Here is a 21,885-nt window from a genome sequence, read left to right on the forward strand (position 1 = left end):
CTTTTAGATAAAATTAATTAATGCAAAAATATTCTATATTTAACCTTATAAAAAATGCTTTCTCCGGTCATCAAAAGTGGGATTTAGCCTGGAAAGATGCTTCTCCAAAAAAGGAATATGATGTTGTTATTATTGGTGGTGGAGGCCATGGCCTAGCTACTGCATATTATCTCGCAAAAGAACATAATATTACGAATGTAGCTATCATTGAAAAAGGATGGCTTGGTGGTGGAAATATGGGAAGAAATACTACAATCATAAGATCAAATTATATGCATGACGACAATGCTTTGTTCAGTGAGTTTGGAATGGATCTATGGAGAAAGATGAGCCAGGATTTAAATTACAATGTAATGTTTTCTCCAAGAGGAATAATTAATCTTGCACACTCAGATGCCCAAATGAATGTTTTTGCAAGAAGAGGAAATTCAATGCGCCTAAATGGTATTGATGCAGTTCTTTTAAATAGAGAAGAGGTTAAAGAAATTATTCCAATGGCAGACTTTTCAGACAATGTAAGATTTCCTATATTTGGTGGATTAATGCAACCAAGTGCTGGAACAGCAAGGCATGATGCTGTTGCATGGGGTTATGCTCGTCAAGCAGATTCAATGGGTGTAGATATAATTCAAAATTGTGAGGTAACAGGTTTTGATGTTGTAGGTGGAAAAATTCAAGGAGTGAGAACTTCTAGGGGAGACATAAAAGTTAAAAAAATTGGTTTGTGTGTTGCAGGTAGTACAAATATTTTAGCTGAAAAATTAAATATGACTATACCAGTAGAAACTCATCTTCTTCAAGCGTGTGTTACAGAACCTGTAAAACCTGTGTTAGATAGTGTGGTTACTTTTGGAGCAGGACATTTTTATATTAGCCAATCTGATAAAGGTGAAATGGTAATGGGTGGAGATTTAGATGGATATAATAGTTATGCCCAAAGAGGAAACCTACCAACACTCCAACATGTATTAACAGAAGGAATTGCAATGATGCCATTTCTAAGTAAATTAAAAATGCTTAGAACTTGGGGTGGGATTATGGATATGTCTATGGATGGCTCACCCATTATTGATAAGACTCATATTGAAGGATTATATTTAAATTGTGGTTGGTGTTATGGTGGATTTAAAGCCACACCAGCTTCAGGATGGACATTCGCACATACAATTGCACAAGATAGAGTTCACAAATTAAATGAAGGTTATAGCTTAAATAGGTTTAACACAGGTCACTTACTTGATGAAAAAGGACTTGGAACAAAGACTTGGATTTCATAAATGCTGCATATTAAATGCCCTCACTGTGGGATGAGATCTCAAAATGAATTTTCATATGGTGGTGATGCAACTGTTAAAAGACCAGAGCTTAATAAGGAAGTTTCAGATCAAGATTGGGATAATTTTGTCTATAATAGAAAAAGTTTAAGAGGAAAACATAAAGAATTATGGCAACATATATCAGGATGCAGACAGTGGATTAAAGTAGAAAGAGACACTGCAACTCACGAAATATTTAAAACAGCTAAAGCTAACGAAGATATTTAATATGAATCAAAATTATAGACTAGATAATATTGGATTAATAAATAGAGATAAAAAACTCTCATTTAAATTTAATGGAGTAACTTATTTTGGTTATGAGGGTGATACTTTAGCATCAGCGCTACTTGCTAATGGAGTTCATTTAATAGGAAGAAGCTTTAAATATCATAGACCTAGAGGCTTTTTTGGTGCAGGGGTGGATGAACCATACGCAATTGTTCAATTATATAGAAATAATGAAACTGAGCCGAATGTAAAAACTACAGAACAAGAACTCTTTGAAGGTTTGGAAGCAACAAGTGTTAATTGTTGGCCAAGTGTAAATTTTGATATTGGAGCAATTAACAATTTTTTAAAGATATTTCTTCCAGCAGGATTTTATTACAAGACTTTTATGTGGCCAAAAAGTTTTTGGTACAAAGTTTATGAACCATTTATAAGAAAAGCTGCTGGACTTGGAGTTGCATCAACTAAACATGACAAAGAAAGATACGAACACAAATATGAGTATTGTGATTTACTAATTGCAGGCTCAGGACCTTCTGGTTTAGCAAGCGCATATGCTGCGGCTAAAAATGGAGCAAGGGTAATTTTAGCAGAGGATAAACCTAGATTTGGTGGAACTTTATTAACTAGTGAAGTTAATATTGGCAATCAAACAGGAAAAGAATGGGCAGAAAATATTATTTCTGAACTTAAAGAAATGACTAATGTTATTGTTAAAAATAGATCTCAAGTATTTGGTTACTACGATCATAATATGTTAGTGATGTCAGAAAAATTAAGTGATCACTTACCTAAAACTAAAAAATATAATCCAAAACAAAGACTTTGGTATATTAGAGCTAAAGAAGTTTTAATCTCATCAGGATCAATTGAGAGACCTTTAGTATTTGGAAATAATGATACACCAGGAGTGATGTTATCTTCTGCAGCAAAAGAGTATTTAAAAGTTTATGGAGTTCTAGTTGGAAAAAAACCTTTAATATTTACAAATAATGATAGTGGATATGAAACAGCTATAGAATTTAAAAAGAATGGTGTTGATCCAATTATTTTAGATACTAGAAAAGAACCTAAGTCAGAAATCATAGATGAAGCAAAAAAATTAGATATTCAAATTAAATTTTCTTACGTAGTGGTTGCAGCCAAAGGATATAAAAAAGTTAAATCTGCTGAAGTTGCTAAAATTTCAGATGATAAAAATGAATTAGGAACTTTAGAAATCATTAATTGTGATTGTATTTGTGTCTCAGGCTTTTGGACCCCAACAATACACTTAGCTTCTCAATCAGGAAATAAAACTACATTCAATAAAGATATAGATGCATTTGTACCTGGATTATCAAAACAAAATGAAACAACTTTAGGCGCTGCAAGTGGAACTTTTACATTAGATGAAACTTTAAAAAGTTCATTTGATAGTGGATACGAATTATCAAAAAAAATTACCAAGAACGACAATAAAGTATCATCACCAACAGTTATGGAGAAAAAGTCAACCACACATGATAAATTTTGGTGCGTACCTTTACCTAAAGGAAAAACATATAAAAGATTTTTAGATTTTCAAAATGATGTGGCTGTTTCTGATATAGAAATTGCACTAAAAGAAGGTTATCGGTCTATTGAACATGTAAAAAGATACACAACACTAGGAATGGCCACAGACCAAGGAAAAACAAGTAATCTCAACGGCTTGCAACTAGTTTCAAACATAGAAAATAAAATAGTACCTGAGGTAGGTCATACAACTTTTAGACCTCCATACACACCAGTTACTATTGGTGCGATTGTTGGAAGAGAAATTGGTAAACATTCCAAACCAACAAGAAAATCACCGATGCATTCTTGGCATGAAAAAAATAACGCAGTGTTTGTAGATGCAGGTGTTTGGTTGAGACCAAGATATTACAAAATTGGAGAAGAAACTTTATTTGAAGGTTCAAAAAGAGAAGCTAAAAATGTTAGAACAAATGTGGGAGTTTGTGATGTAACTACTTTGGGCAAAATTGATATTAAGGGACCTGATGCAGCAGAATTATTAAATAGAGTTTATACTAATGCTTGGTTAAAATTACCAGTAGGTAAAGCAAGATACGGTGTAATGTTAAGAGAAGATGGAATTGTTATGGATGATGGAACAACAACAAGAATTTCTGAAAACCATTACCACATGACAACAACAACAGCACAAGCAGCAAATGTTTTGTCTCATCTAGAGTACTATTTGCAGCTTGTATGGCCAGAGCTAAATGTAAATGTAGTATCAACTACAGAGCAATGGGCTGGAGCAGCAATTGCAGGACCAAAATCTAGAGATTTATTACAAAAATTATTTCCAAATATTGATGCTTCCAATGAAGGCCTACCTTTTATGGGATATAAAGAAGCTGATTTATTTGGAGTTAAAGCACGAATTTTTAGAATTTCATTTTCAGGAGAGCTTGCTTATGAAGTTAATGTTGGGTCAGACAATGGAAACTTTATGTGGGAGAAAATAATGGAAATTGGGCAAGAATTTAATATTCAGCCCTACGGAACTGAAGCACTATCAACTCTAAGAATTGAAATGGGCCATATTGCAGGATCAGAACTTGATGGTAGAACTATTCCTTATGATAATTCTCTAGAAGGACTTGTTAGTAAAAAGAAAGATTTTATAGGGAAACGTTCTTTAGATAGAAAAGCATTTATAGCAGAAGATAGGCAAAAAGTGGTTGGTGTCATTCCAGTTGATAAAAAAACAAGTATCCCTGAAGGATCTCATTTAGTTAAAGATGCAATGGCTCCAATTCCAAATCCTAAATTAGGATATATTTCTGCATCTTGTTGGAGTGTTGAAAATGATAATCCGTTTTCATTAGCAATTCTTAAGGACGGAAAAAATATGATTGGTCAAAAATTGTTTGCAATGTCACCCTTAAAAAATAAAACAATACCTGTAGAGATAGTTTCATCACACTATGTAGATCCAAAGGGTAAAAGGGTGAGATCATGAGTTCAATTTCTGCATTAAAGAATACTCATATCAAAGGAGTATTTGGTGATCATGAAGGGAAAAATGATGATGTGTTATTAAAAGTAAGTGAATTAAGTGATTTTGTAATTATTCAAATTGTTAAATATAATAATTCTTTAATAGCTATTGAAAATATTAAAATAGATAATCTGAGCTTAAAAGATGAAGCTCTCAAAATAAACTGTAATGCTAATACAAGAATTTTATGGAATGGCCCAAATAACTGGCTTTTAGTTTCTTCGAAAAAAGAAATTTTAAAAGAAATTAATGAAAAATTAGTTGATACAGATTTTGCTATAACAAATATATCCCATAGCAGAGCGATAATTCAAGTAGAAGGAAAAAATACAAAAGAGATATTAAAAAAAGGATGTCCTTTTAATTTTAATGAATTGAAAAAAGATACCTGTTTAAATTCAACTTATAACGGAATGTCAGTTACAATTGATATGCTAGATGACAATCCAGACAAAATTAGAATATTCACATTAAGAAGTTTTGGAGAATCTTTTTATCATTCTATTACTGATGCTTGCTTAGAATTTGGCTATAAAGGGATTTAAACTTTATTTCTTTCTAGTTGCAATATAAACACCAAGAGTTGCCACAGCAAAACCAATTAGATCTAAATTATTTAATTTTTCATTTAAAAATAACCATGCCATTATTGCTGTAGTTGGTGGTATTAAAAAAAATATAGAAACTGTTTTGCTTGCTGAGTTATTTTTAATTAAATACATTAAGATTGTGAATGCTCCAAAAGATACAAGAAATATCTGGTGACTCATTGCTATTAAAAATGTGGACGAAAAATTAATATAAAGTTCACTAAAAATTAAAATAATCATTATGTGTAAAGAACAGCCACCTATTGCTTGATACATATTGCTAACTGATAAAGGTAAATCATTACTTATTTTTTTTTGCCATAAAGTTGATGTTGTAATAGCTAGAAGAGCAACAAAAGATGCTATTACTCCAAAAACAGGAAGGCTTGACCCAATATCAAAACCTAAAACTAAAGCAGCACCAATAAATCCAAGGATCACTCCAATCCATTGTTTGAAAGTAACTTTTTCACCCAAGAATTTTCCTGCTAAAGCATTAGTTAAAATTGGTTGCAAGGTTACAATTAATGCAGCAATACCAGTAGGCATACCGATTGAAACTGAATAAAAAACACCCCCCAAATAAACACCATGAAAAAGCACTCCACTAAAAAGTGATTGCAGAAGGTTTCTCGAATTTGTTAAAATTTTTTGTTTTGTATAAATTGAAAAAATAAAAAAACCAAAAGCCACAACAAAAAATCTAAAGGCTAATGCTGAAAAGGGATCACTATTGTCTATTATTGGCTTTGTTGTCACGAAAGCTGAAGACCACAAAATAATAAAAATGAATGGAAAAATTTTAACCATACCGTGGTTATAGGTTATATTTTATTACAATATTAGAGATTAATATCCAAAATGAACACTTTCTCTCTTGAGTTGTGCTTATAAATACTTAGGGTTAATAAGGAGTATGATGATTTTAAATAAAATAATTGCTGGATTATTCTTGCTACTTTTTCTTAATGGTTGTGTGCAAACTGCATCTTTACTAGGACCTGCTTACACATTAACCAGTACTGGTAATATCTACCAAGCTGGACTTTCATATGGCTCTAACCAAGCAGTTAAAAAAATTACTGGTAAGTCTGCTACTGAAAATATTCAAAGTCTTGTAGACAATAAAAAGAAAAAAATTAAAAAAGAAGAGAAAGAGGAAGAGTTTTTTGCTTTAGTAAAAAGTAGAATAGAAAAGACAAGTAAAATTATTAAATTAGCTAATCAGTAATATTTAATAAAAGCTGTTCTGATTGCCCAGTTTCTTTACACCAAAGTTCATAACTTTCACACATTCTCCATAAAAAATCAAAAGCACGCTGAGAAATTTCAAGTGGAAAAGAGCTTTTAGCATAATATAGCTCAGGGTATTTTATTAGCTGTTTTACGGTAGCATCTTTTTGTACGTTTAAAAGTTTAATAGTTTCATCTGGTATTTTTTCTCCACTATTTTTATCAATAAATTTATTATTTTTTAAATAATCAAACCAATCATCATGAAACTTACCACTGCTTATTTCTTCATATTTTTTTGTACCTATAAAACCCTCTATGGCATCTATGTTAGAAATATCTAAATTATTCTTTTTAATATCAGCTATATCTTTATAAATAACTTCAGCTAAATAAATAACATAAGGTTTTTTTAGTTTAGCTGGCATCTTTTATTTTCTATATTTTACCATAGCCGAATTGGCTAATATTAAATTTGGATCTAAATATAGTTTTGACATCTTTACATTTTTCAATGATTTAAATGCAAAAATTGCTATTGGTAATTCTGTACAGCCTAATATAATTTTTTTACAATTATTTTTAATTAAATAATTTACTGCAGGTTTAATAGATTTTGCCGCTAGTTTTATATTTCCCATTTTGACATGTTTGATAGTTTTATTAACTGATTTAATTTGTAGATCTTGAAGAGGAGTAATTAATCTATATTTATTCTGAAATAATTTTTCATAAATTTTTGTTTTTAAAGTACCCTCTGTTGCAAGAAGTCCAATTTTTGAATTTATTTTACTAACTTTTTTTGTATTTAAAAAAACTTCTTTAGGCATATTTATGATGGGTATTTTTATTTTTTTCTTCAAATCTTCATACCAATAATGAGCAGTGTTACAGGGTATTACAATAAACTTACAACCACTTTTTTCTAGTGATCTACAACCTTCGAGCAAGCTTTTTAGAACTTGATTATACTTTGTATTGTTTTTGAAATTTCTTGGAAGATCTGAAAATCTTTTAGTGTGAACACCAATTGACTCTGGTCTTCCAGGTATATTAGATTTATTGTAAAGCATGAAAAGAGGATATTCTTGATCAATTTTACCTCTATTAAGCATTGCAAGTTTATTGCAAAAATCAAGCCCAGCTTGTGTTCCCATTCCTCCTAATATTCCAATCATAATTATTTATACTTTTTAATATTGTTATAAATTTGTTTTGCTTTTATTTTACAAGGGTTGATTAATACCTCTCATGAAGACTAAAACCAAGCAACCATTTATTGTGTGTGATGAATGCTTTGAACCTGGTTCAAAAGATATAAAATCACCTTTCTTAAAAACTTTTCCATCTGGATCAGTTAATTCTCCATCTAACATTAAAAATTCCTCAAAACCCAAATGTTCATGGGGTAGACTTTTTGCACCTGGTTCCATTTTTAAAACATATGTTCCTTGTCCACCATTTTCTCTACTGTAGCTAATTTTATGCCAACTCATTCCAGGCACAACTGCCCCATAGTTATCAAATGGTATAAACTCAATATTTTTTAGATTTGTTATTTTTCTTTTAATCATAATTGTTATATTCAATGATTATTAATAATTAATAAATATGCAAGATATATTTGCCGAAGATGTGGGAAATGGAATTCCTTTAGTTTTAGTCCATGGTTTTTTAGGCTCTTCTGAAATGTGGAGACTGCAAATAGATTTCTTTAAAGAAAATTATAGAATTATTGCACCAGCACTTCCAGGTTTTGGAAAAAGCAATCAAGTCAATTCATGTAGTTCAATTGAAGGTATGGCTAAATCTATATTGACAAGTTTAGAAAAAAAAAAGATAGAACGTTTTTATTTATTAGGTCACTCAATGGGTGGCATGATTGTGCAAGAAATGGTTAAGTTCGCAGGTGAAAAAATTCTAAAGTTAATTTGTTATGGTACAGGACCCAGGGGAAATATACCTGGAAGATTTGAAACTATAGATGTTTCTAGAGAGAAACTAAAAACTAATGGACTGAATAATACAGCTTTTAGAATTGCAAAAACATGGTTCATTGAAGAGGATAAATCTAAATATTTTTACTTATGTGAAGAAGCAGGTAAGCAAACTTCTTTAGAGGCAGCAGACAATGCACTTGTTGCTATGAAAAATTGGAGTGGTATTGAAAATTTAAAAAATATTAAGAATAAAACTTTGATAATTTGGGGAGATCAAGACAAAGCTTACAACTTTAATCAAGTGGAAACTTTAAAAGAAAATATTACAAATAGTGACCTTAGGATAGTTGATAGCTGCTCTCATAATGTTCATTTAGAGAAGCCGGATGAATTTAATAAAATAGTGAGTGAATTTCTTAAAAAAAACTGATTGGTATTGGCTGAAACATTTAGCTAAATAATTAAAAAATTAATTTAATTAAAAAATTGCAGCCAATAGAAAGTGTGAATATTATGCAGTTTTTAAATTTACCGCTGAAGGACCTTTTGGACCATCTTCAACTTCAAAAGTCAAAGCTTGACCTTCATCTAAACCGTTCATACCAGCATCTCTAACAGCTGAAACGTGAACGAATACATCTTTTTCTTTATCTTCTCTTTCAATAAAACCAAAACCTTTAGTTGGATTGAACCATTTTACTTTTCCTTGTAGACTCATATTTATCTTCTTACTTTTTATTATGTTACTTTTATTACTTATAATTAAGCAATTTACGCTTTGTTTAGATTTATTGAGGTTTTGTCAACTAAATTTAAAAGATTAAATAATTAAAGACTTATTTGTTGCTAATTAGCATTGTCATATAAATAGAGTTGATATCTTTTTTATAGTGAGAGAAGGGCTCACAGGCCTCAAAACCACACTTACTAAATAATTTTCTTGCAGTTAAAAAGAAGTAACCAGCACCTGTTTCTAAACTTAGTCTTTTAATATTAAGTTTTTTAGCCTCATTAATTAAATGATTTATGACTTTTGCGCCATTTCCTTTACTTCTAAAGTTGTCACTAACCCTTATAGATTTGAATTCACCATGTTCTTTATCTAGGAATTTTAATGCACCGCTTCCCATTAGGTCGTTTTCTTCCCACAGGCTCCAAAATTTAATAGTTGGGTCTTTTAATCCAGCTATATCAAGTACGTGAGCACTCCCTTCGGGTGAAACTGATCTTAACTCAATGAAATGCTTTATAAGCAGTTCATGAACTTCTGGGTTATCAAAATTTCCTTCGATTGATTTTAACATTTTAGTAATATCTACTTAAGAAGGGTTGTTAGGTGTCCCATTTTTCTTTTTTGTTTAATTTCTTTCTTAAGATAATCAAAGAAAAATTCATTTTCACTATGTTCTTTATTTCTATAATTAGTAATTTGGTCACCAATTATATTTGTCATCATTGCATTGGATATTTTTTTAAGAGGTATCTGTTCTAGCTTACAAACTGCTCTTACATGATTTTCAAATTGACTTACGTTATATGTATTAATTGTTAAATGCCCTGAGTTATGAACTCTTGGAGCAATTTCATTTACATAAAGGTTGTCATTTCTGTCAATGAAAAACTCAATACACAAAGTTCCAATATATTTTAATTCTTCAGAAATTAAAGTTGCCCATAGTTTTGATTGCTCTAATATTTTATCACTAATTTCTGCTGGAATTTTAGAGCTTTTCAAAATTTGGTCTTCATGTACATTTTCAATAGGTTCATAAATTTCATATTTCTGAATATCAAATCTTGTAATAATTATTGAGATTTCTTTTTTAAGTTTAACAAGCTTTTCTAAAATATAACCTTTTGAGTAATCAACATTAATTGAGTCTAAATTTTTCAAACTACTAATTGGGTGCTGTCCTTTACCATCATACCCCAGGGTTGTAGTTTTTAGTATACCAGGTAGTAATTCTTCAACCGACTCAATGTCAGATTTTTTTTCAACAGATACATATCTTGTAGTTCTTATATTAAGATTATTAACAAAATCTTTTTCTGCTAATCTATGTTGAATTATTCTATTTACAGAAGGTTTTGGTAAAACAGGTTTTATTTTATTAATTTCATTTAATGTTTCATATGGAATGTTTTCAAATTCATAAGTTACAACATCAACTTTACTCAAAAACACATTAATCTTATTTTTATCATTATATTCACCGTGTACAAAATCATTAGAAAAATTTTGCGCAGGGGCATCAATATCATCACAAAAAATAACTGTTTTAATTTCAAGTTTATTTGCAGCAATTGCCAGCATACTACCTAACTGACCTCCACCTATAATTCCAAGAATTGGTTTAGACATATTTTAAAACTATTTAGGCTTTTTTTTAACAGATTTGCTTTGACTTAAACGGAACTGGTTTAATTTTTTTTTGATAGCCAAATCATTAAGACCAATAATGGATGCAGCTAATAAAGCAGCATTAATTGCACCATCTTCTCCAATTGCTAGTGTTCCAACAGGTATTCCTTTTGGCATTTGTGCAATAGATAAAAGACTATCAAGACCTTTCAACTTTTTACTTTCAATTGGAACTCCTAGTACTGGTAGTGAGGTAAGGGCTGAAATCATTCCTGGTAAATGTGCAGATCCACCAGCTCCGGCAATAATTACCGCTATACCATTTTTTTCAGCATTAATAGAAAAATCATACATCCTTTTAGGGGTTCTATGAGCTGATATTATTTTTGTTTCAAATTTTATATTTAATTTTTTAAGAATATTTTGACAAAATATCATGGTTTTGTGGTCAGATTGACTACCCATAACAATTGATACTTTATTTAATTTATTTTTAGCCATTTGTTGTAATTTTATTCTAACGTAAATTGTTATTTCAAATTAAGCCTAAAATTTCAATAAAATTAATAGAATTTATCTATCTTATTGATATTCTTTAAAACAAATAAGATCACAATGAATTTTAAAATTGATAATTTACAATATTGTAACTGGTCTAGAGAAATTTTTCAGATCAATAAACAAGCAGGACTGGATGCAATCCACGTAACTATTGTTTACCACGAAGATTTTGATGAGCTAAAAACAGTATTGAAAAATTGGGAAAATCACTTTTCAGAAAATTCTGAATTAATTTTTCATGGTAAAAGTTTTAAAGATATAGAAAAAGCTAAATCTGAAAATAAAACTGCAGTTTTTTTTGGTTTTCAAAATTGTTCACCTATAGAAGATGACATTGGATTAGTTGAAAAAGTTTATGATTTAGGATGCAGATTTATGCAGCTTACTTATAACAATCAGTCATTACTAGCGACAGGATGCTATGAGACAATAGATAGTGGAGTTACTAATTTTGGTAAAGAGGTAATTAAAGAGATGAACAGACTAGGTCTTGTAATAGATATGTCTCATTCAGCAGAAAAAAGTACAATTGATGCAATCGAAATAAGTGAAAAACCGATTGCAATAACTCATGCAAACCCATCATTTTGGCATCCAGCTAAGAGAAACAAGTCAAACAAACTATTAAAAATTTTATCCGAACATAAAGGAATGTTGGGTCTATCTTTATACCCTCATCACTTAAAAGATGGAACAGATTGTTCTTTAGAAAGCTTTTGTGAAATGACAGCTAAGACTGCTGAGATTATGGAGGTTAAAAAAATAGGAATTGGTTCAGATCTTTGTCTAAACCAACCAGATACTATTGTTGAGTGGATGAGAAATGGTACTTGGACTAAAAGCAAAAACTATGGAGAAGGATCAAAAAATAAACCCGGCTTTCCAAAACAACCAGATTGGTTTTTAGATGCAAGAGGGTTTAAAAACTTAGAGTCAGGACTTAAAAAAGTTGGTTTTTCAGTAAGTGAAGTTAATGGAATTCTTGGAAACAACTGGTACAATTTTTACAAAGAAATGAACCAATGAATATCTCATTAAGAGACCCCAATATAGTAATGAAATTATCAAGATTAGGGTCATTTCATCAATCTAAACTTTCATTTTTAAGAAGTTTTTTAAAAGAGTTTAAAGATTGGGATTATAAAAGAGATTTATTTGAATTAAATGAACATGGTTATGGCACAGCAGTTTATTCATTTAAAAAAAAAAACAGAGTGTATTCATTAATTTGTTTTGCAAATGAATTGGATGAAAATGAAAGATCAGATAGAGTTATAGCTACTAAATGGGATGCAGCCTTTACGCTTTTTGATGGCGTTCCAAAAAAACAAGATATTGAAAGATTAAAAAATGAAGTCCCAAAACAAGAATTTGGCAGACTTTCCTATAAAGAGTTAACGCTTTCAAGAGCCAATAAATCAGTTAGAGTTTTCAATCATGTGGTTGAATGCTTAAGTGAAGGTAAACAGCCTGATAATGACTTAATAACTAGTGTTGGTTATTTATATCGAACAACTGCAGTTTATGGGTCAGGTAAATTTGGTTTAGCAGATAGATTTAGAATTAAAGATAGAGAAGAAATATACGGGCCTTTTAGATTAGAAATGATGTTGGTTTATTTAGTTAGGCAATTTACTTTTGATCAAGTTAATCACGTTGCAAAAAACAAGAACCCAAAAAAAGCTGTAAGTCTTGATATAAATATTTGTAAAAGCTTAGGAATAGGAAATTCTACAGGGCTAGGAATGGCTCCATTTATTGTTAACCATCCAACTCTTTTAAATAATTGGATTTCAGCAAGGGAAATTTCTTTAAAAAAGATAAGAGAGATAAAAACAATATCAGAGAAAGATAAAAACTTATTTTTAGAATGTTTAAAAAAATCAATAAAAAATATCACTTCTTGGAATACTGAAAGCGAATATCAAATAAATAAAATTAAATCTTTATTAAAAGATCTTAATAGATTTATTATCTACTTAGATAACAATTTTAATTTTGAGCAAGATTATGCTTTTAATGAACTATATCTCCATTTAGAAAAAGAATATTGTGAAGAATGTATTGAATATGTTGTCTCAATGATGATGGAACCTTATGATGATATAACGTCTCCGTTAATTAAAGAAATGAGTTCTGAAGAAGAAAAATATTTTAATATTCCAACTGAGCGAACGGTAGAAGACTTAAAGCTGATCTTAGAAAAAAAATACCCAGATATCTTAACTATAGATTTTACTAAAGATGAAAATAATTTAAATTTTTGGTTTATTTCAAAAAATAAAGAAGAACCAAGACTAGCAAGTAGATTTGATGAAGTGGGTGCTGAGTTAGAGCAACCCCTAGCAATTGCAAGAGATATTAAAAAACTTTATGAATTGTTATCGGTTAATAAAAATAGCTGGACCATTGCTAAATTTTTATCAACTAATAATGAATTAAGACACGTTGTTAGAAGAGCATTTATAGTAGAGAAATTCCCTTATTCTGAAATACAAGACAATACTATTGGCCAAAAAATAATGCCTATTGATATGCTGAGATTAAAGTTATCATTTTTTGGAGCATTAAAATTTGATCCACGTTCTGATAAATGGTTAAGAATATGCATGTTTCAAGGAGCACCCTTACCAGAGCAATTAAAAAACTATGATGAACATTGGGTTTATAATTAATCAATATGAGATCATTAAGCGAAATAGATACAGTTTCTAAAAGATCAAGCAAGGCTGCCGGATATTCATGGGGGATTGCAGAAGAGATTGGAAAAAATATAAGACTACTTGAAATTTTTAGCTTACCTGGAATTAAAAACTTAAATAGTTTTTTTAAGAAAAAAAAAGAATTACGGTTAGAGAATATCAGCATCATAAAGCAAGATAATGAGGCTAATAAAAATGAATATTGTCCAATAATTGCAGGGGTAAATTTTTTAGATCAGATTAAAACTTTAGAAATTTTAAACGAAATAACGTTTAAAAAAGTCTCATATCCATTACTTTTCTTACCATTTGTAAGCAGGGCAGCAGAGGTGATTGGTAAAAGAATATTCTTAAAAATGGATGACAGGGAATTTTTATTAAACTTTAATAACAATATTTATTCAAATTATACTAAAAACGAAATTATCGAAACTGCTGAAAATATTTACTTAAAGGTTTTAGAAAATAGAGACTCGTTTGAAGAAAAGGAATGGAATGAACTCTATAAGCTTTCAGAAGAAACGTTTGTTGAAGAAAATGAAAGCTTAAAACAAGGTGGAGCAGGGGCTGGCCTTACTGATAATGACTAAAGACTTTGATGATCAAACTAATAATGATGAAGAAGTTCTTCAATTAGATAATTTTTGTGAAGAGTGTAAAAAAGAAGACCCGAGTGTTTCTCAAAATTTAATTTTAACAGGATTTAAAACCTGTAATTCTTGTAAACTTTCAAAAACTATATTTCCGATTTAACTAATATTGCTAATGGGTAGAGCATTCATTTTGCTCATTACAAACGATATTGAAAGAAAAGCAATTATTAAAAAAGCTAAAAAGACTATTCCAAATGATTTAAAATTAGACTTTAGGTTTAAAACTTGTTTTGTTGAAATGATTAATCCTGCAAATATCCAAAACTGAGTTAAAAATATTATTGGGATCATTAAATCTGGTGTTACAGCAAAAAATCTTAAAAGCCCTGGTGCATGAGCAAACCCTACTGCTGTTAATACTTTTTTAAATGGTACTTTTGTTTCTTTATCTGGAAATAATTTTACACCGATCACATAAATAAATAGTCCCCACACAAACCAAGTAAGAATGGCAGTTAAACCAGACATTGCAACAGCAGTTTTAATAACAGTATTTGCAGCAACAGCCCCAGCTAACCCGTCTAATATCATTATAAGGCCTGCAAAATATATTGCAGCTTCACCAAAGTTCTTATTATCTTTGTAAAGAGTTTTATCTAATTTAATAGACCGAACAATTATATTTAAAAACTGACCAAACATTATTTATTTTTTCTATTTTTCTGTGCTTTGTAAGAAACAAATAGTGGAAAGAGTATTAAAGCAATTACTATTATTATGCAAACTACGATTAGGAATGTTTTTGTCATTATTAGTGGGGGAGAATAAGCCTCCCCCAAATAATTAATTTAACCTTTAACGACTTCTCTTGTGTTTGCGTTATAAGATTCTGTAAATGGAATATCCACTACAACTGCATCAACAGGTGTTCCTGGTGTGTCAGAATATTTAGCAGGTAAGTGAACTTTGTACTTAGTTCCAACTTTACCTTTAGGGAAACCATTAGCATTTAATGTTCCCTCAAATGGTACGTATCCCATTGCTATATTTTGACCTTTTTCAGGGTGATACCAAGGTGATGTGATAAACCCAACTGGATCTCCACCACTCTCAGGTGACACCAACCAAAAGTCAGGAGCATATTCTTCAATTGGTTTTCCACCCAACTCAAGACCTACTAACTGAAGTTTGTAAGGTTTTTTTCCATCCTTAAGCTCTGCGCCCATTTTCTCTAGTGCAGCTTTTCCAACATAGTCAGCTTTTTTACCCCACTCACCTTTACCAGATAGCGATACTTGGTAACCAAGATTACATTGGAAAGGATTGTGTTGTTGATCCATGTCTTGTCCCCAAGAAAGAATTCCAGCTTGAATTCTTCTATGATGAGCAGGAGCGATAACCATTAGGCTATGTTTTTTTCCAGCTTCAAGAACAGCATTCCACATATCATCAGCATATTTAGTTGCTTCTCTTAAGTAGATTTCATATCCAGCTTCACCTGAAAAACCAGATTGTGAAATTACACAACTTCTGCCGCCAACTTTAACTTCAGCTAAACCGTAGAAAGGCATATTGTCAAAATCAACTTGATCTCCACAAAGGTCTTTCATTAAGGCTTTTGATTTAGGACCTTGAATTTGCACAGGGCAAACGTCAATTTCTTCAATTGTACAATCAAATCTTCCATCAGCGTTAACACCTTGAAGATACATTCCAATATCAGAGTCTGATAGTGAGAACCAAAATTCATCTTTTGAAATTCTAAGAAGAATAGGATCATTTAAAACTCCACCATAAGCATTACATAAAATTACATATCTTGCTCTCATAGGTGAGATTTTAGTTGCATCTCTAGTTATTACGTAGTCAGTAAACTTTTCTGCATCAGGACCTTTAACTCTAATTTGTCTTTCAACAGCAACGTTCCACATTGTAACGTGATTTTTAATTGCTTCATACTCAACCATAGCTCCACCATCTTCAGGTTTTACATAACCTCTTGGGTGATAAATACGATTGTAAACAGTTGCTCTCCAACAACCAGCTTCCATTGATAGATGCCAGTATGGAGATTTTCTTACTCTTGTTGAAATTAACATTTCAACTTTTGTAGGCCCACTTTGTCTTAAGTTGTATGGTACTTCACGATCTGATTGATCAACTGAAGTCACATGATTTAGTTTAGTATAGTCAAATTCATTAGACATAACCGTTCTCCTTCAACCACTTGTTAGTTTCCTTCAAGCCGCCGAATGTATAAATGTGGAAGTTGCCAGTAAACTCTTTCACTTTCCCAATTAATTCATTAGGGTCTTTAGGTTTCAATAAATCTAATGCCTTACTAAAATTAGACTTAAGAAAGTTTATAGAATTTTTCGCCCCGACAATATTAGCAAATTTAATCAAGCTAGTTATTTTCATTGGCCCAGTAATTCCTACATGCACTGGTACTGACTGCTTAGAAATGAAATCTACGATAGGTTGACTGTCTAATAACCACTGGGTCACTATATAGTCGGCGTAAGGTTTTTTATCTATCATAGCCTTTTCTAATTCTTTATCAGAAATATCCTGACTTCCTTCTGGATGTCCTGCTATTCCTATTTTAATTCCATCAAAAAAACCTGTCTCTAAAATTTGAATTGAACTATCAAACTTTCCAACTGGCTCTCTACTTCCTCCAATTACTAATGCTTGTTTAGCACCTACATCCTTACATCTTGCAATATAATCTTTAAGTTGAGCATCATCAGTAATTGATCTTGCTGGAAAATGTGGAACTGGATTAAATCCTTTTTTAACTAATTCAGCTGACTGGTCAGCTGTCTCTTTATAATCTCCTCCTGGAAGCATGGTTACATAAACATCCTTAACTGGAGGCAATGTATCAAGATCTGTTTGAGGTCCAACCTCAAGTGAAAAATTCATTTTTCCTGATGATTATCTTTTTTGTAAATGCTGTCAAAGAAATTCATCTTGTGGATAAAGATATTTGTTGTCAAAAGTTTCCCCAATGTTAGGATTTTTTATGGGTAAAAAAAATGACAATTCTTTGCTCTCAGCAATCCTTGACCTCAAAAAAATAGAGGCTGTTGATAAACCGATTGAGGAAGCTCATGGCCTCCCTAACGAGTGTTATACCAGCAGTGAATACCTCAAGATTGAAAGAGATAAGATTTTCTCAGATAAATGGACTGTAATTGGCGTTGGAAGTTCTGTTCCAGATATAGGAGACGCTAAACCTTTTGAGCTTTTGGGGATACCTCTAATTATAATTAGAGGAAATGACCAGAAAATTAGAGTTTTTCATAATGTTTGTAGTCACAGAGGTTTAAAGATCCTAAATGAACCTTGTACCCTGAAAAATGTCTTAAGATGCCCGTATCATTCATGGTCTTATGATTTTAGAGGGTCCTTAGTTGCAACTCCCCACATAGGTGGCTTAAATATTCATCAAGTAGATAACTTTGATAAATCCAAGAGCAACTTAAAAGAAGTCAGATCTAAGGTTTGGATGGATATGATTTTTATCAACTTAAACAATAATGAAATTGAATTTAATGATTATATCAAACCACTTGAGGCCAGGTGGTCAAAATTTATCTCCAAAGATGACCAACAACTAATAAGACACGCTAAGGATTACGGTTACATTAACCTAAATGTTAAGAGTAACTGGAAATTTGCAATTGAAAATTATTGTGAGAGCTATCATTTACCAACTATTCATCCTGAGTTAAATAAAACGTCAAATATAAGCGATCATTACCATATACAAGGGCTGCCAAATAGATTTGCAGGACAGGGTAGTTATAAATACAATCAACCAATTAAGGGAAATAAAAAATTTAATAGCTTTCCTTCTTGGCCAGAAGATCTAGCTTTAAATGCAGAGTATGTTGCTTTATTTCCAAATGTTATGGTTGGTTTACACATAGACCACTTTTATATTTTTTGGTTAGAGCCTATATCTACTAATGAAACTAAAGAACATATAGAGATGTATTATATTGGAGAAGAGAGTGCTTATGGTGATGACTTAAAGGAAATGAGAAAAGAAAATTCAAAATTTTGGAAAGAAGTTATGATAGAAGATATTTTTGCTATTGAGGAAATGCAGGCAGGTAGAGCATCACCAGCATATAATGGAGGTAATTTCTCACCAGTTATGGATAATCCAACCCATCAATTTCATAAGTGGATAGCAACAAATATAATAGATTAATTTTAATAATTCCTATAATATTAAATTTTATTAACCCATATGTGCAGAAAGTTAAAGTCACTATGAAGAAAATATTAATTATGGGTTTGCCTGGCTCAGGCAAAACAACTCTAGCATCAAAATTAGTTCCATTGATAAATGCGAAATGGCTTAATGCAGATGAAATAAGAAAAGCTGCAGATGATTGGGATTTTTCAGAAGAAGGAAGAAAAAGACAAGCCAAAAGAATGGCAGAAAAAGCAGAAAAACACAAACAAGAAGGCCACCATGTGGTTGCAGATTTTGTTTGTCCAACACCTGCTGCAAGAGAATTATTTAATGCAGACTACGTTGTCTGGGTTGATACTATAAAAGAAGGTAGATTTGCAGATACTAACGCTATGTTTGTAAAACCAGAAAAATATGATTATCATGTAACAACACAGGATGCTGAAAATTGGGCTCCTAAAATAGCAAGGGAAATATAACTATGGCTCACAAATGGGATAATAAAAAACCAACAGCACAAATGTTAGGAAGATGGCAACCATTTCATGATGGTCACTATGCTTTATTTCAAGAAATTATTAAAAAAACGGGTCAAGTTTGCATTCAAATAAGAGATGTTCAAGGTGTTGACGATAATCCATTTGATTTTGACACAGTAAAAAAAAATATTGAAGAAAAGTTAAACCCAGAATTTGAAGGAAGATTTAAAGTAATGATGGTTCCTAATATTACTAATATTTGTTACGGAAGAGGTGTTGGGTATAAAATTGAAGAAGTAGTATTATCTGAAGAGATACAGCAAATATCAGCTACAAAAATTAGAGCTAAAATGAGAGAAGATGGCAAACTTAAGTAATATTAAAGTTAAACTTTTAAATAAAGATATTGCTTCAATCATCATTAATGAGCCAAAGACGTATAACGCACTTTCATTTAAAAATTTAGAAGATTTAATTAAAGCTTTTAAAAAATTAGATGAAGACAAAAATATCAAGGTAATAATTATTGAAGGGTCTGGAAAAGGTTTTAGTGCAGGTCATAATTTAAAAGAAGTAAGTGGATTAAAAAATAGAATTAAATATCAAAAACTTTTTAATCTTTGCTCAAAGTTGATGCTTCAAATAGTTGAAGGAAAAAAGCCAGTTATTGCAAAAGTTCATGGGGCAGCATTTGCTGCGGGATGTCAGTTAGTTGCGAGTTGTGATCTTGCTTACAGTGCTAATGATGCAATTTTTGCAACACCAGGAGTAAATATAGGCTTATTTTGTAGCACACCAATGGTTGCAGTTAGCAGAAAAGTTAATAGAAAAAGAATGATGCAGATGCTGTTAACTGGCGAACCCATTAAAGCAAATTATGCAAAAGAAATTGGATTAATTAATAATCATTTTTCTAAATCAAAATTAAATAATGAAGTATTAAAAGTTGCCAAAACTATTGCTTCAAAATCAAGTTTTACAATTAAAATTGGTAAACAAACTTTTTATAATCAATTAGAGATGCCATTGAGAAAAGCTTACGCTTATACAAGTAAAATGATGACTAAAAATATGATGGCAATGGATGCAAAAGAGGGAATATCTGCATTTTTACAAAAAAGAAAACCTAAATGGAAAAACAAATAGTAGACGATAAAATTAAAGAACTATTTATTAGCTCAAGAGTAATAGCTTTAGTTGGAGCAAGTAAAAAAAAAGAAAAAGATTCAAATATAGTAATGAAGTTTCTCCAAAGAGCTGGCTATAAAGTTATACCTGTTAATCCCACAAGTATTAATAGCGTTATATATGGAGAAAAAGTATATGGTAGCTTAATAGATATCGACCAAAAAGTAGACATAGTTGATGTTTTTAGACCAAGCAAGGAAGCAGAAGAGATAGCAAATCAAACAATTAAAATTGGAGCACAAGCTCTATGGCTACAACTTGATATTAAAAATGATAAAGCAAGAGATATAGTTATGAAAAATAAAATTTACTATATATCAAATAAATGTACAAAGATTGAGTTTGAAAGACTATTTAGAGGTAGTTAGAAAAACTTAGAATTGATATGAAAAAAATATTTCTTGTATATGGACATTATAATGACCAATCTTTTAATGCAGCGATAAGAGATACATTTATTAAAACAGCAGAAGAAAATGGAAATAAGGTTGATGCTGTAGATCTTTATAAAGAAAAATTTGATCCAGTTTTTGCAGGTGAAGAGGCAGGTGAAGATGTTTTGAATCATCGTAAAAGAATAGAAGACTGTGATACAATTGTTCTAATTGCTCCAATTTGGAATTTTAGAATGCCAGCAATAGTTGAGGGATGGATAGATAAAGTTTTAGCACCACCTTGGGCGTTTACGTTTAAACAGTTATGGGGAAACTATGGATATCCGATCGGTAAATTACATAAAAAAAAAGCAATTATATTTTGTACTTATGGATCTCCAAGATTAGCAATCACAACATTTTTCTTAAATTTGCCAATTAGAAGGTTAAAAAGAGGTGTATTTCATATGTGTGGCATTTATAATATTGTCTACAGAAGATATTTTGCTGTACCGTTTGTTAGTGATAATAAAAGAAAACAATTTTTGGAAGACGTCAAAATTACAGCACTTAATATATAAGATAATTCTAATTATTTTATTTACATCATCAATATCTCATGCTGAACTAGTAAAGCCTAACGATGGTATTGAACCTTTTCTGGTTGTTCAAATTCAATTAAGAAGTCTAAAACAGAATGATAACCCCAAAAAAGATAATGGAATTGAACAAACTTGGGAATTTGCACATCCAAGTAACCAAAAAAATACAGGTCCTTTAGATAGGTTTAAAACTATGATTAAAGGTAAGTCTTATATGATGCTCCTTAATCACTTAGATCATAAGGTCGTGAAGATAAAATCTGATGATTTAACTGCTCTTTTTGAAGTAACAGTTCTTGATAAGGATAAGGTTTATTATAAATTTAAGTGGGCAGTTGAAAAATATATAAAAGATGGCCCTCTTAAGGATTGCTGGCTGACTACAATGGTGTCATCACCAATGCCTCTTGGATCTTCGATTTAAGTTAACAACTAAACGATTTTTGTTTCGTTAATAATAAAAAAAT

Annotated in this window: 28 protein-coding genes; 17 read left to right on the forward strand and 11 right to left on the reverse strand. The window is 30.8% G+C overall.

Features of this window, described 5'->3' with window-relative positions; all coding sequences use genetic code 11:
• Positions 1-20 precede the first annotated feature (20 nt).
• The 4 genes from E5R92_RS06850 to E5R92_RS06865 are packed head-to-tail and all read left to right on the forward strand — an operon-like array spanning position 21 to position 5,126.
• A complete protein-coding gene (locus E5R92_RS06850) occupies positions 21-1,277 on the forward strand; it encodes a sarcosine oxidase subunit beta family protein (RefSeq protein WP_168607343.1) in 1,257 nt (418 codons plus the stop codon).
• The gene (locus tag E5R92_RS06855; RefSeq protein ID WP_168607344.1) at positions 1,278-1,544 is read left to right on the forward strand and encodes a sarcosine oxidase subunit delta; all 267 of its coding nucleotides are present in this window, start codon (positions 1,278-1,280) and stop codon (positions 1,542-1,544) included.
• A 1-nt stretch (position 1,545) separates the two neighbouring features.
• Positions 1,546-4,542 carry a sarcosine oxidase subunit alpha family protein gene (locus E5R92_RS06860; RefSeq protein WP_168607345.1) on the forward strand — a complete coding sequence of 999 codons (2,997 nt, stop codon included), beginning with the start codon at positions 1,546-1,548 and terminating at the stop codon, positions 4,540-4,542.
• Positions 4,539-5,126: an aminomethyltransferase family protein gene (locus tag E5R92_RS06865; protein ID WP_168607346.1), complete on the forward strand. Its 588-nt coding sequence runs from the start codon at positions 4,539-4,541 to the stop codon at positions 5,124-5,126. The genes E5R92_RS06860 and E5R92_RS06865 overlap by 4 nt, the downstream gene beginning before the upstream one ends.
• A 3-nt stretch (positions 5,127-5,129) precedes the next feature.
• Here E5R92_RS06865 and E5R92_RS06870 read toward each other — a convergent pair whose 3' ends face one another.
• Positions 5,130-5,981 (reverse strand): DMT family transporter, encoded by an 852-nt coding sequence (locus E5R92_RS06870; RefSeq protein ID WP_168607347.1) that lies wholly within the window; start codon positions 5,979-5,981, stop codon positions 5,130-5,132.
• Positions 5,982-6,090: 109 nt separating this feature from the next.
• Between E5R92_RS06870 and E5R92_RS06875 the strand changes: the two genes are divergently transcribed.
• Entirely contained in the window at positions 6,091-6,402 is a 312-nt protein-coding gene (locus tag E5R92_RS06875) for a hypothetical protein (protein ID WP_168607348.1), read from the forward strand.
• Here E5R92_RS06875 and E5R92_RS06880 read toward each other — a convergent pair.
• Genes E5R92_RS06880 through E5R92_RS06890 form a run of 3 tightly spaced genes read right to left on the reverse strand, consistent with a single transcriptional unit; the run spans position 6,392 to position 7,978 of the window.
• Positions 6,392-6,832, reverse strand: a complete 441-nt coding sequence (locus E5R92_RS06880) for a hypothetical protein (RefSeq protein ID WP_168607349.1) — start codon at positions 6,830-6,832, stop codon at positions 6,392-6,394. The two genes, E5R92_RS06875 and E5R92_RS06880, sit on opposite strands and share 11 nt — an antisense overlap.
• Positions 6,833-6,835: 3 nt before the next feature.
• Entirely contained in the window at positions 6,836-7,582 is a 747-nt protein-coding gene (locus E5R92_RS06885; RefSeq protein ID WP_168607350.1) for an aspartate/glutamate racemase family protein, read from the reverse strand.
• Between the two features lie 48 nt (positions 7,583-7,630).
• Complete coding sequence (locus E5R92_RS06890) at positions 7,631-7,978, reverse strand: cupin domain-containing protein (protein WP_168607351.1); 348 nt, start codon at positions 7,976-7,978, stop codon at positions 7,631-7,633.
• A 37-nt stretch (positions 7,979-8,015) separates the two neighbouring features.
• On the opposite strand from E5R92_RS06890, the gene E5R92_RS06895 reads away from it, so the two are divergent.
• Entirely contained in the window at positions 8,016-8,774 is a 759-nt protein-coding gene (locus tag E5R92_RS06895; protein ID WP_168607352.1) for an alpha/beta fold hydrolase, read from the forward strand.
• Positions 8,775-8,855: 81 nt separating this feature from the next.
• Here the strand turns inward: E5R92_RS06895 and E5R92_RS06900 are convergent, their stop codons facing one another.
• The 4 genes from E5R92_RS06900 to purE form a co-directional block, all read right to left on the reverse strand.
• Entirely contained in the window at positions 8,856-9,062 is a 207-nt protein-coding gene (locus E5R92_RS06900) for a cold-shock protein (RefSeq protein WP_006998008.1), read from the reverse strand.
• Positions 9,063-9,180: 118 nt separating this feature from the next.
• A complete protein-coding gene (locus E5R92_RS06905) occupies positions 9,181-9,648 on the reverse strand; it encodes a GNAT family N-acetyltransferase (RefSeq protein ID WP_168607353.1) in 468 nt (155 codons plus the stop codon).
• 11 nt (positions 9,649-9,659) lie between these two features.
• Positions 9,660-10,706 carry a 5-(carboxyamino)imidazole ribonucleotide synthase gene (locus E5R92_RS06910; RefSeq protein WP_168607354.1) on the reverse strand — a complete coding sequence of 349 codons (1,047 nt, stop codon included), beginning with the start codon at positions 10,704-10,706 and terminating at the stop codon, positions 9,660-9,662.
• A 9-nt stretch (positions 10,707-10,715) separates the two neighbouring features.
• Positions 10,716-11,207 (reverse strand): 5-(carboxyamino)imidazole ribonucleotide mutase, encoded by a 492-nt coding sequence (gene purE, locus E5R92_RS06915; protein WP_168607355.1) that lies wholly within the window; start codon positions 11,205-11,207, stop codon positions 10,716-10,718.
• A 114-nt stretch (positions 11,208-11,321) separates the two neighbouring features.
• On the opposite strand from purE, the gene E5R92_RS06920 reads away from it, so the two are divergent.
• From E5R92_RS06920 to E5R92_RS06935, 4 genes are read left to right on the forward strand one after another with little or no spacing between them, the layout of a single operon-like run.
• Positions 11,322-12,293 carry a membrane dipeptidase gene (locus tag E5R92_RS06920; protein ID WP_168607356.1) on the forward strand — a complete coding sequence of 324 codons (972 nt, stop codon included), beginning with the start codon at positions 11,322-11,324 and terminating at the stop codon, positions 12,291-12,293.
• The gene (locus E5R92_RS06925) at positions 12,290-13,942 is read left to right on the forward strand and encodes a hypothetical protein (protein WP_168607357.1); all 1,653 of its coding nucleotides are present in this window, start codon (positions 12,290-12,292) and stop codon (positions 13,940-13,942) included. Before E5R92_RS06920 ends, E5R92_RS06925 begins: the two co-directional genes overlap by 4 nt.
• A 5-nt stretch (positions 13,943-13,947) precedes the next feature.
• Positions 13,948-14,559, forward strand: coding sequence for a DUF3726 domain-containing protein (locus tag E5R92_RS06930; RefSeq protein ID WP_168607358.1), 612 nt, complete (start codon positions 13,948-13,950; stop codon positions 14,557-14,559).
• Positions 14,552-14,722 (forward strand): hypothetical protein, encoded by a 171-nt coding sequence (locus E5R92_RS06935; RefSeq protein WP_168607359.1) that lies wholly within the window; start codon positions 14,552-14,554, stop codon positions 14,720-14,722. Before E5R92_RS06930 ends, E5R92_RS06935 begins: the two co-directional genes overlap by 8 nt.
• On the opposite strand, the gene E5R92_RS06940 is transcribed toward E5R92_RS06935, so the two are convergent.
• From E5R92_RS06940 to E5R92_RS06950, 3 genes are all read right to left on the reverse strand, one after another.
• A complete protein-coding gene (locus E5R92_RS06940; protein WP_168607360.1) occupies positions 14,719-15,264 on the reverse strand; it encodes a hypothetical protein in 546 nt (181 codons plus the stop codon). The genes E5R92_RS06935 and E5R92_RS06940 overlap by 4 nt on opposite strands.
• A 146-nt stretch (positions 15,265-15,410) precedes the next feature.
• A complete protein-coding gene (locus E5R92_RS06945; RefSeq protein WP_168607361.1) occupies positions 15,411-16,769 on the reverse strand; it encodes a glycine cleavage T C-terminal barrel domain-containing protein in 1,359 nt (452 codons plus the stop codon).
• On the reverse strand, positions 16,762-17,490 hold the full coding sequence (locus E5R92_RS06950; RefSeq protein ID WP_168607362.1) for a methylenetetrahydrofolate reductase: 729 nt from the start codon (positions 17,488-17,490) through the stop codon (positions 16,762-16,764). Before E5R92_RS06950 ends, E5R92_RS06945 begins: the two co-directional genes overlap by 8 nt.
• A gap of 100 nt (positions 17,491-17,590) precedes the next feature.
• On the opposite strand from E5R92_RS06950, the gene E5R92_RS06955 reads away from it, so the two are divergent.
• The 7 genes from E5R92_RS06955 to E5R92_RS06985 all read left to right on the forward strand — a co-directional run bounded on the left by E5R92_RS06955 (position 17,591) and on the right by E5R92_RS06985 (position 21,842).
• Entirely contained in the window at positions 17,591-18,787 is a 1,197-nt protein-coding gene (locus tag E5R92_RS06955; RefSeq protein WP_168607363.1) for an aromatic ring-hydroxylating oxygenase subunit alpha, read from the forward strand.
• A gap of 62 nt (positions 18,788-18,849) precedes the next feature.
• Positions 18,850-19,254: a P-loop nucleotide/nucleoside kinase family protein gene (locus tag E5R92_RS06960; protein ID WP_168607364.1), complete on the forward strand. Its 405-nt coding sequence runs from the start codon at positions 18,850-18,852 to the stop codon at positions 19,252-19,254.
• Positions 19,255-19,256: 2 nt separating this feature from the next.
• A complete protein-coding gene (locus E5R92_RS06965; RefSeq protein ID WP_168607365.1) occupies positions 19,257-19,631 on the forward strand; it encodes a cytidyltransferase in 375 nt (124 codons plus the stop codon).
• Entirely contained in the window at positions 19,615-20,400 is a 786-nt protein-coding gene (locus E5R92_RS06970; RefSeq protein WP_168607366.1) for an enoyl-CoA hydratase, read from the forward strand. Before E5R92_RS06965 ends, E5R92_RS06970 begins: the two co-directional genes overlap by 17 nt.
• Positions 20,385-20,810 carry a CoA-binding protein gene (locus E5R92_RS06975; protein WP_168607367.1) on the forward strand — a complete coding sequence of 142 codons (426 nt, stop codon included), beginning with the start codon at positions 20,385-20,387 and terminating at the stop codon, positions 20,808-20,810. The genes E5R92_RS06970 and E5R92_RS06975 overlap by 16 nt, the downstream gene beginning before the upstream one ends.
• Before the next feature lie 17 nt (positions 20,811-20,827).
• Positions 20,828-21,397 (forward strand): NAD(P)H-dependent oxidoreductase, encoded by a 570-nt coding sequence (locus E5R92_RS06980; RefSeq protein WP_168607368.1) that lies wholly within the window; start codon positions 20,828-20,830, stop codon positions 21,395-21,397.
• The gene (locus E5R92_RS06985) at positions 21,339-21,842 is read left to right on the forward strand and encodes a DUF4864 domain-containing protein (protein ID WP_229704529.1); all 504 of its coding nucleotides are present in this window, start codon (positions 21,339-21,341) and stop codon (positions 21,840-21,842) included. Before E5R92_RS06980 ends, E5R92_RS06985 begins: the two co-directional genes overlap by 59 nt.
• Positions 21,843-21,885: the final 43 nt, after the last annotated feature.

Source organism: Candidatus Pelagibacter giovannonii, from assembly GCF_012276695.1.
In the GTDB taxonomy this organism is placed as follows: Bacteria; Pseudomonadota; Alphaproteobacteria; order Pelagibacterales; family Pelagibacteraceae; genus Pelagibacter; species Pelagibacter giovannonii.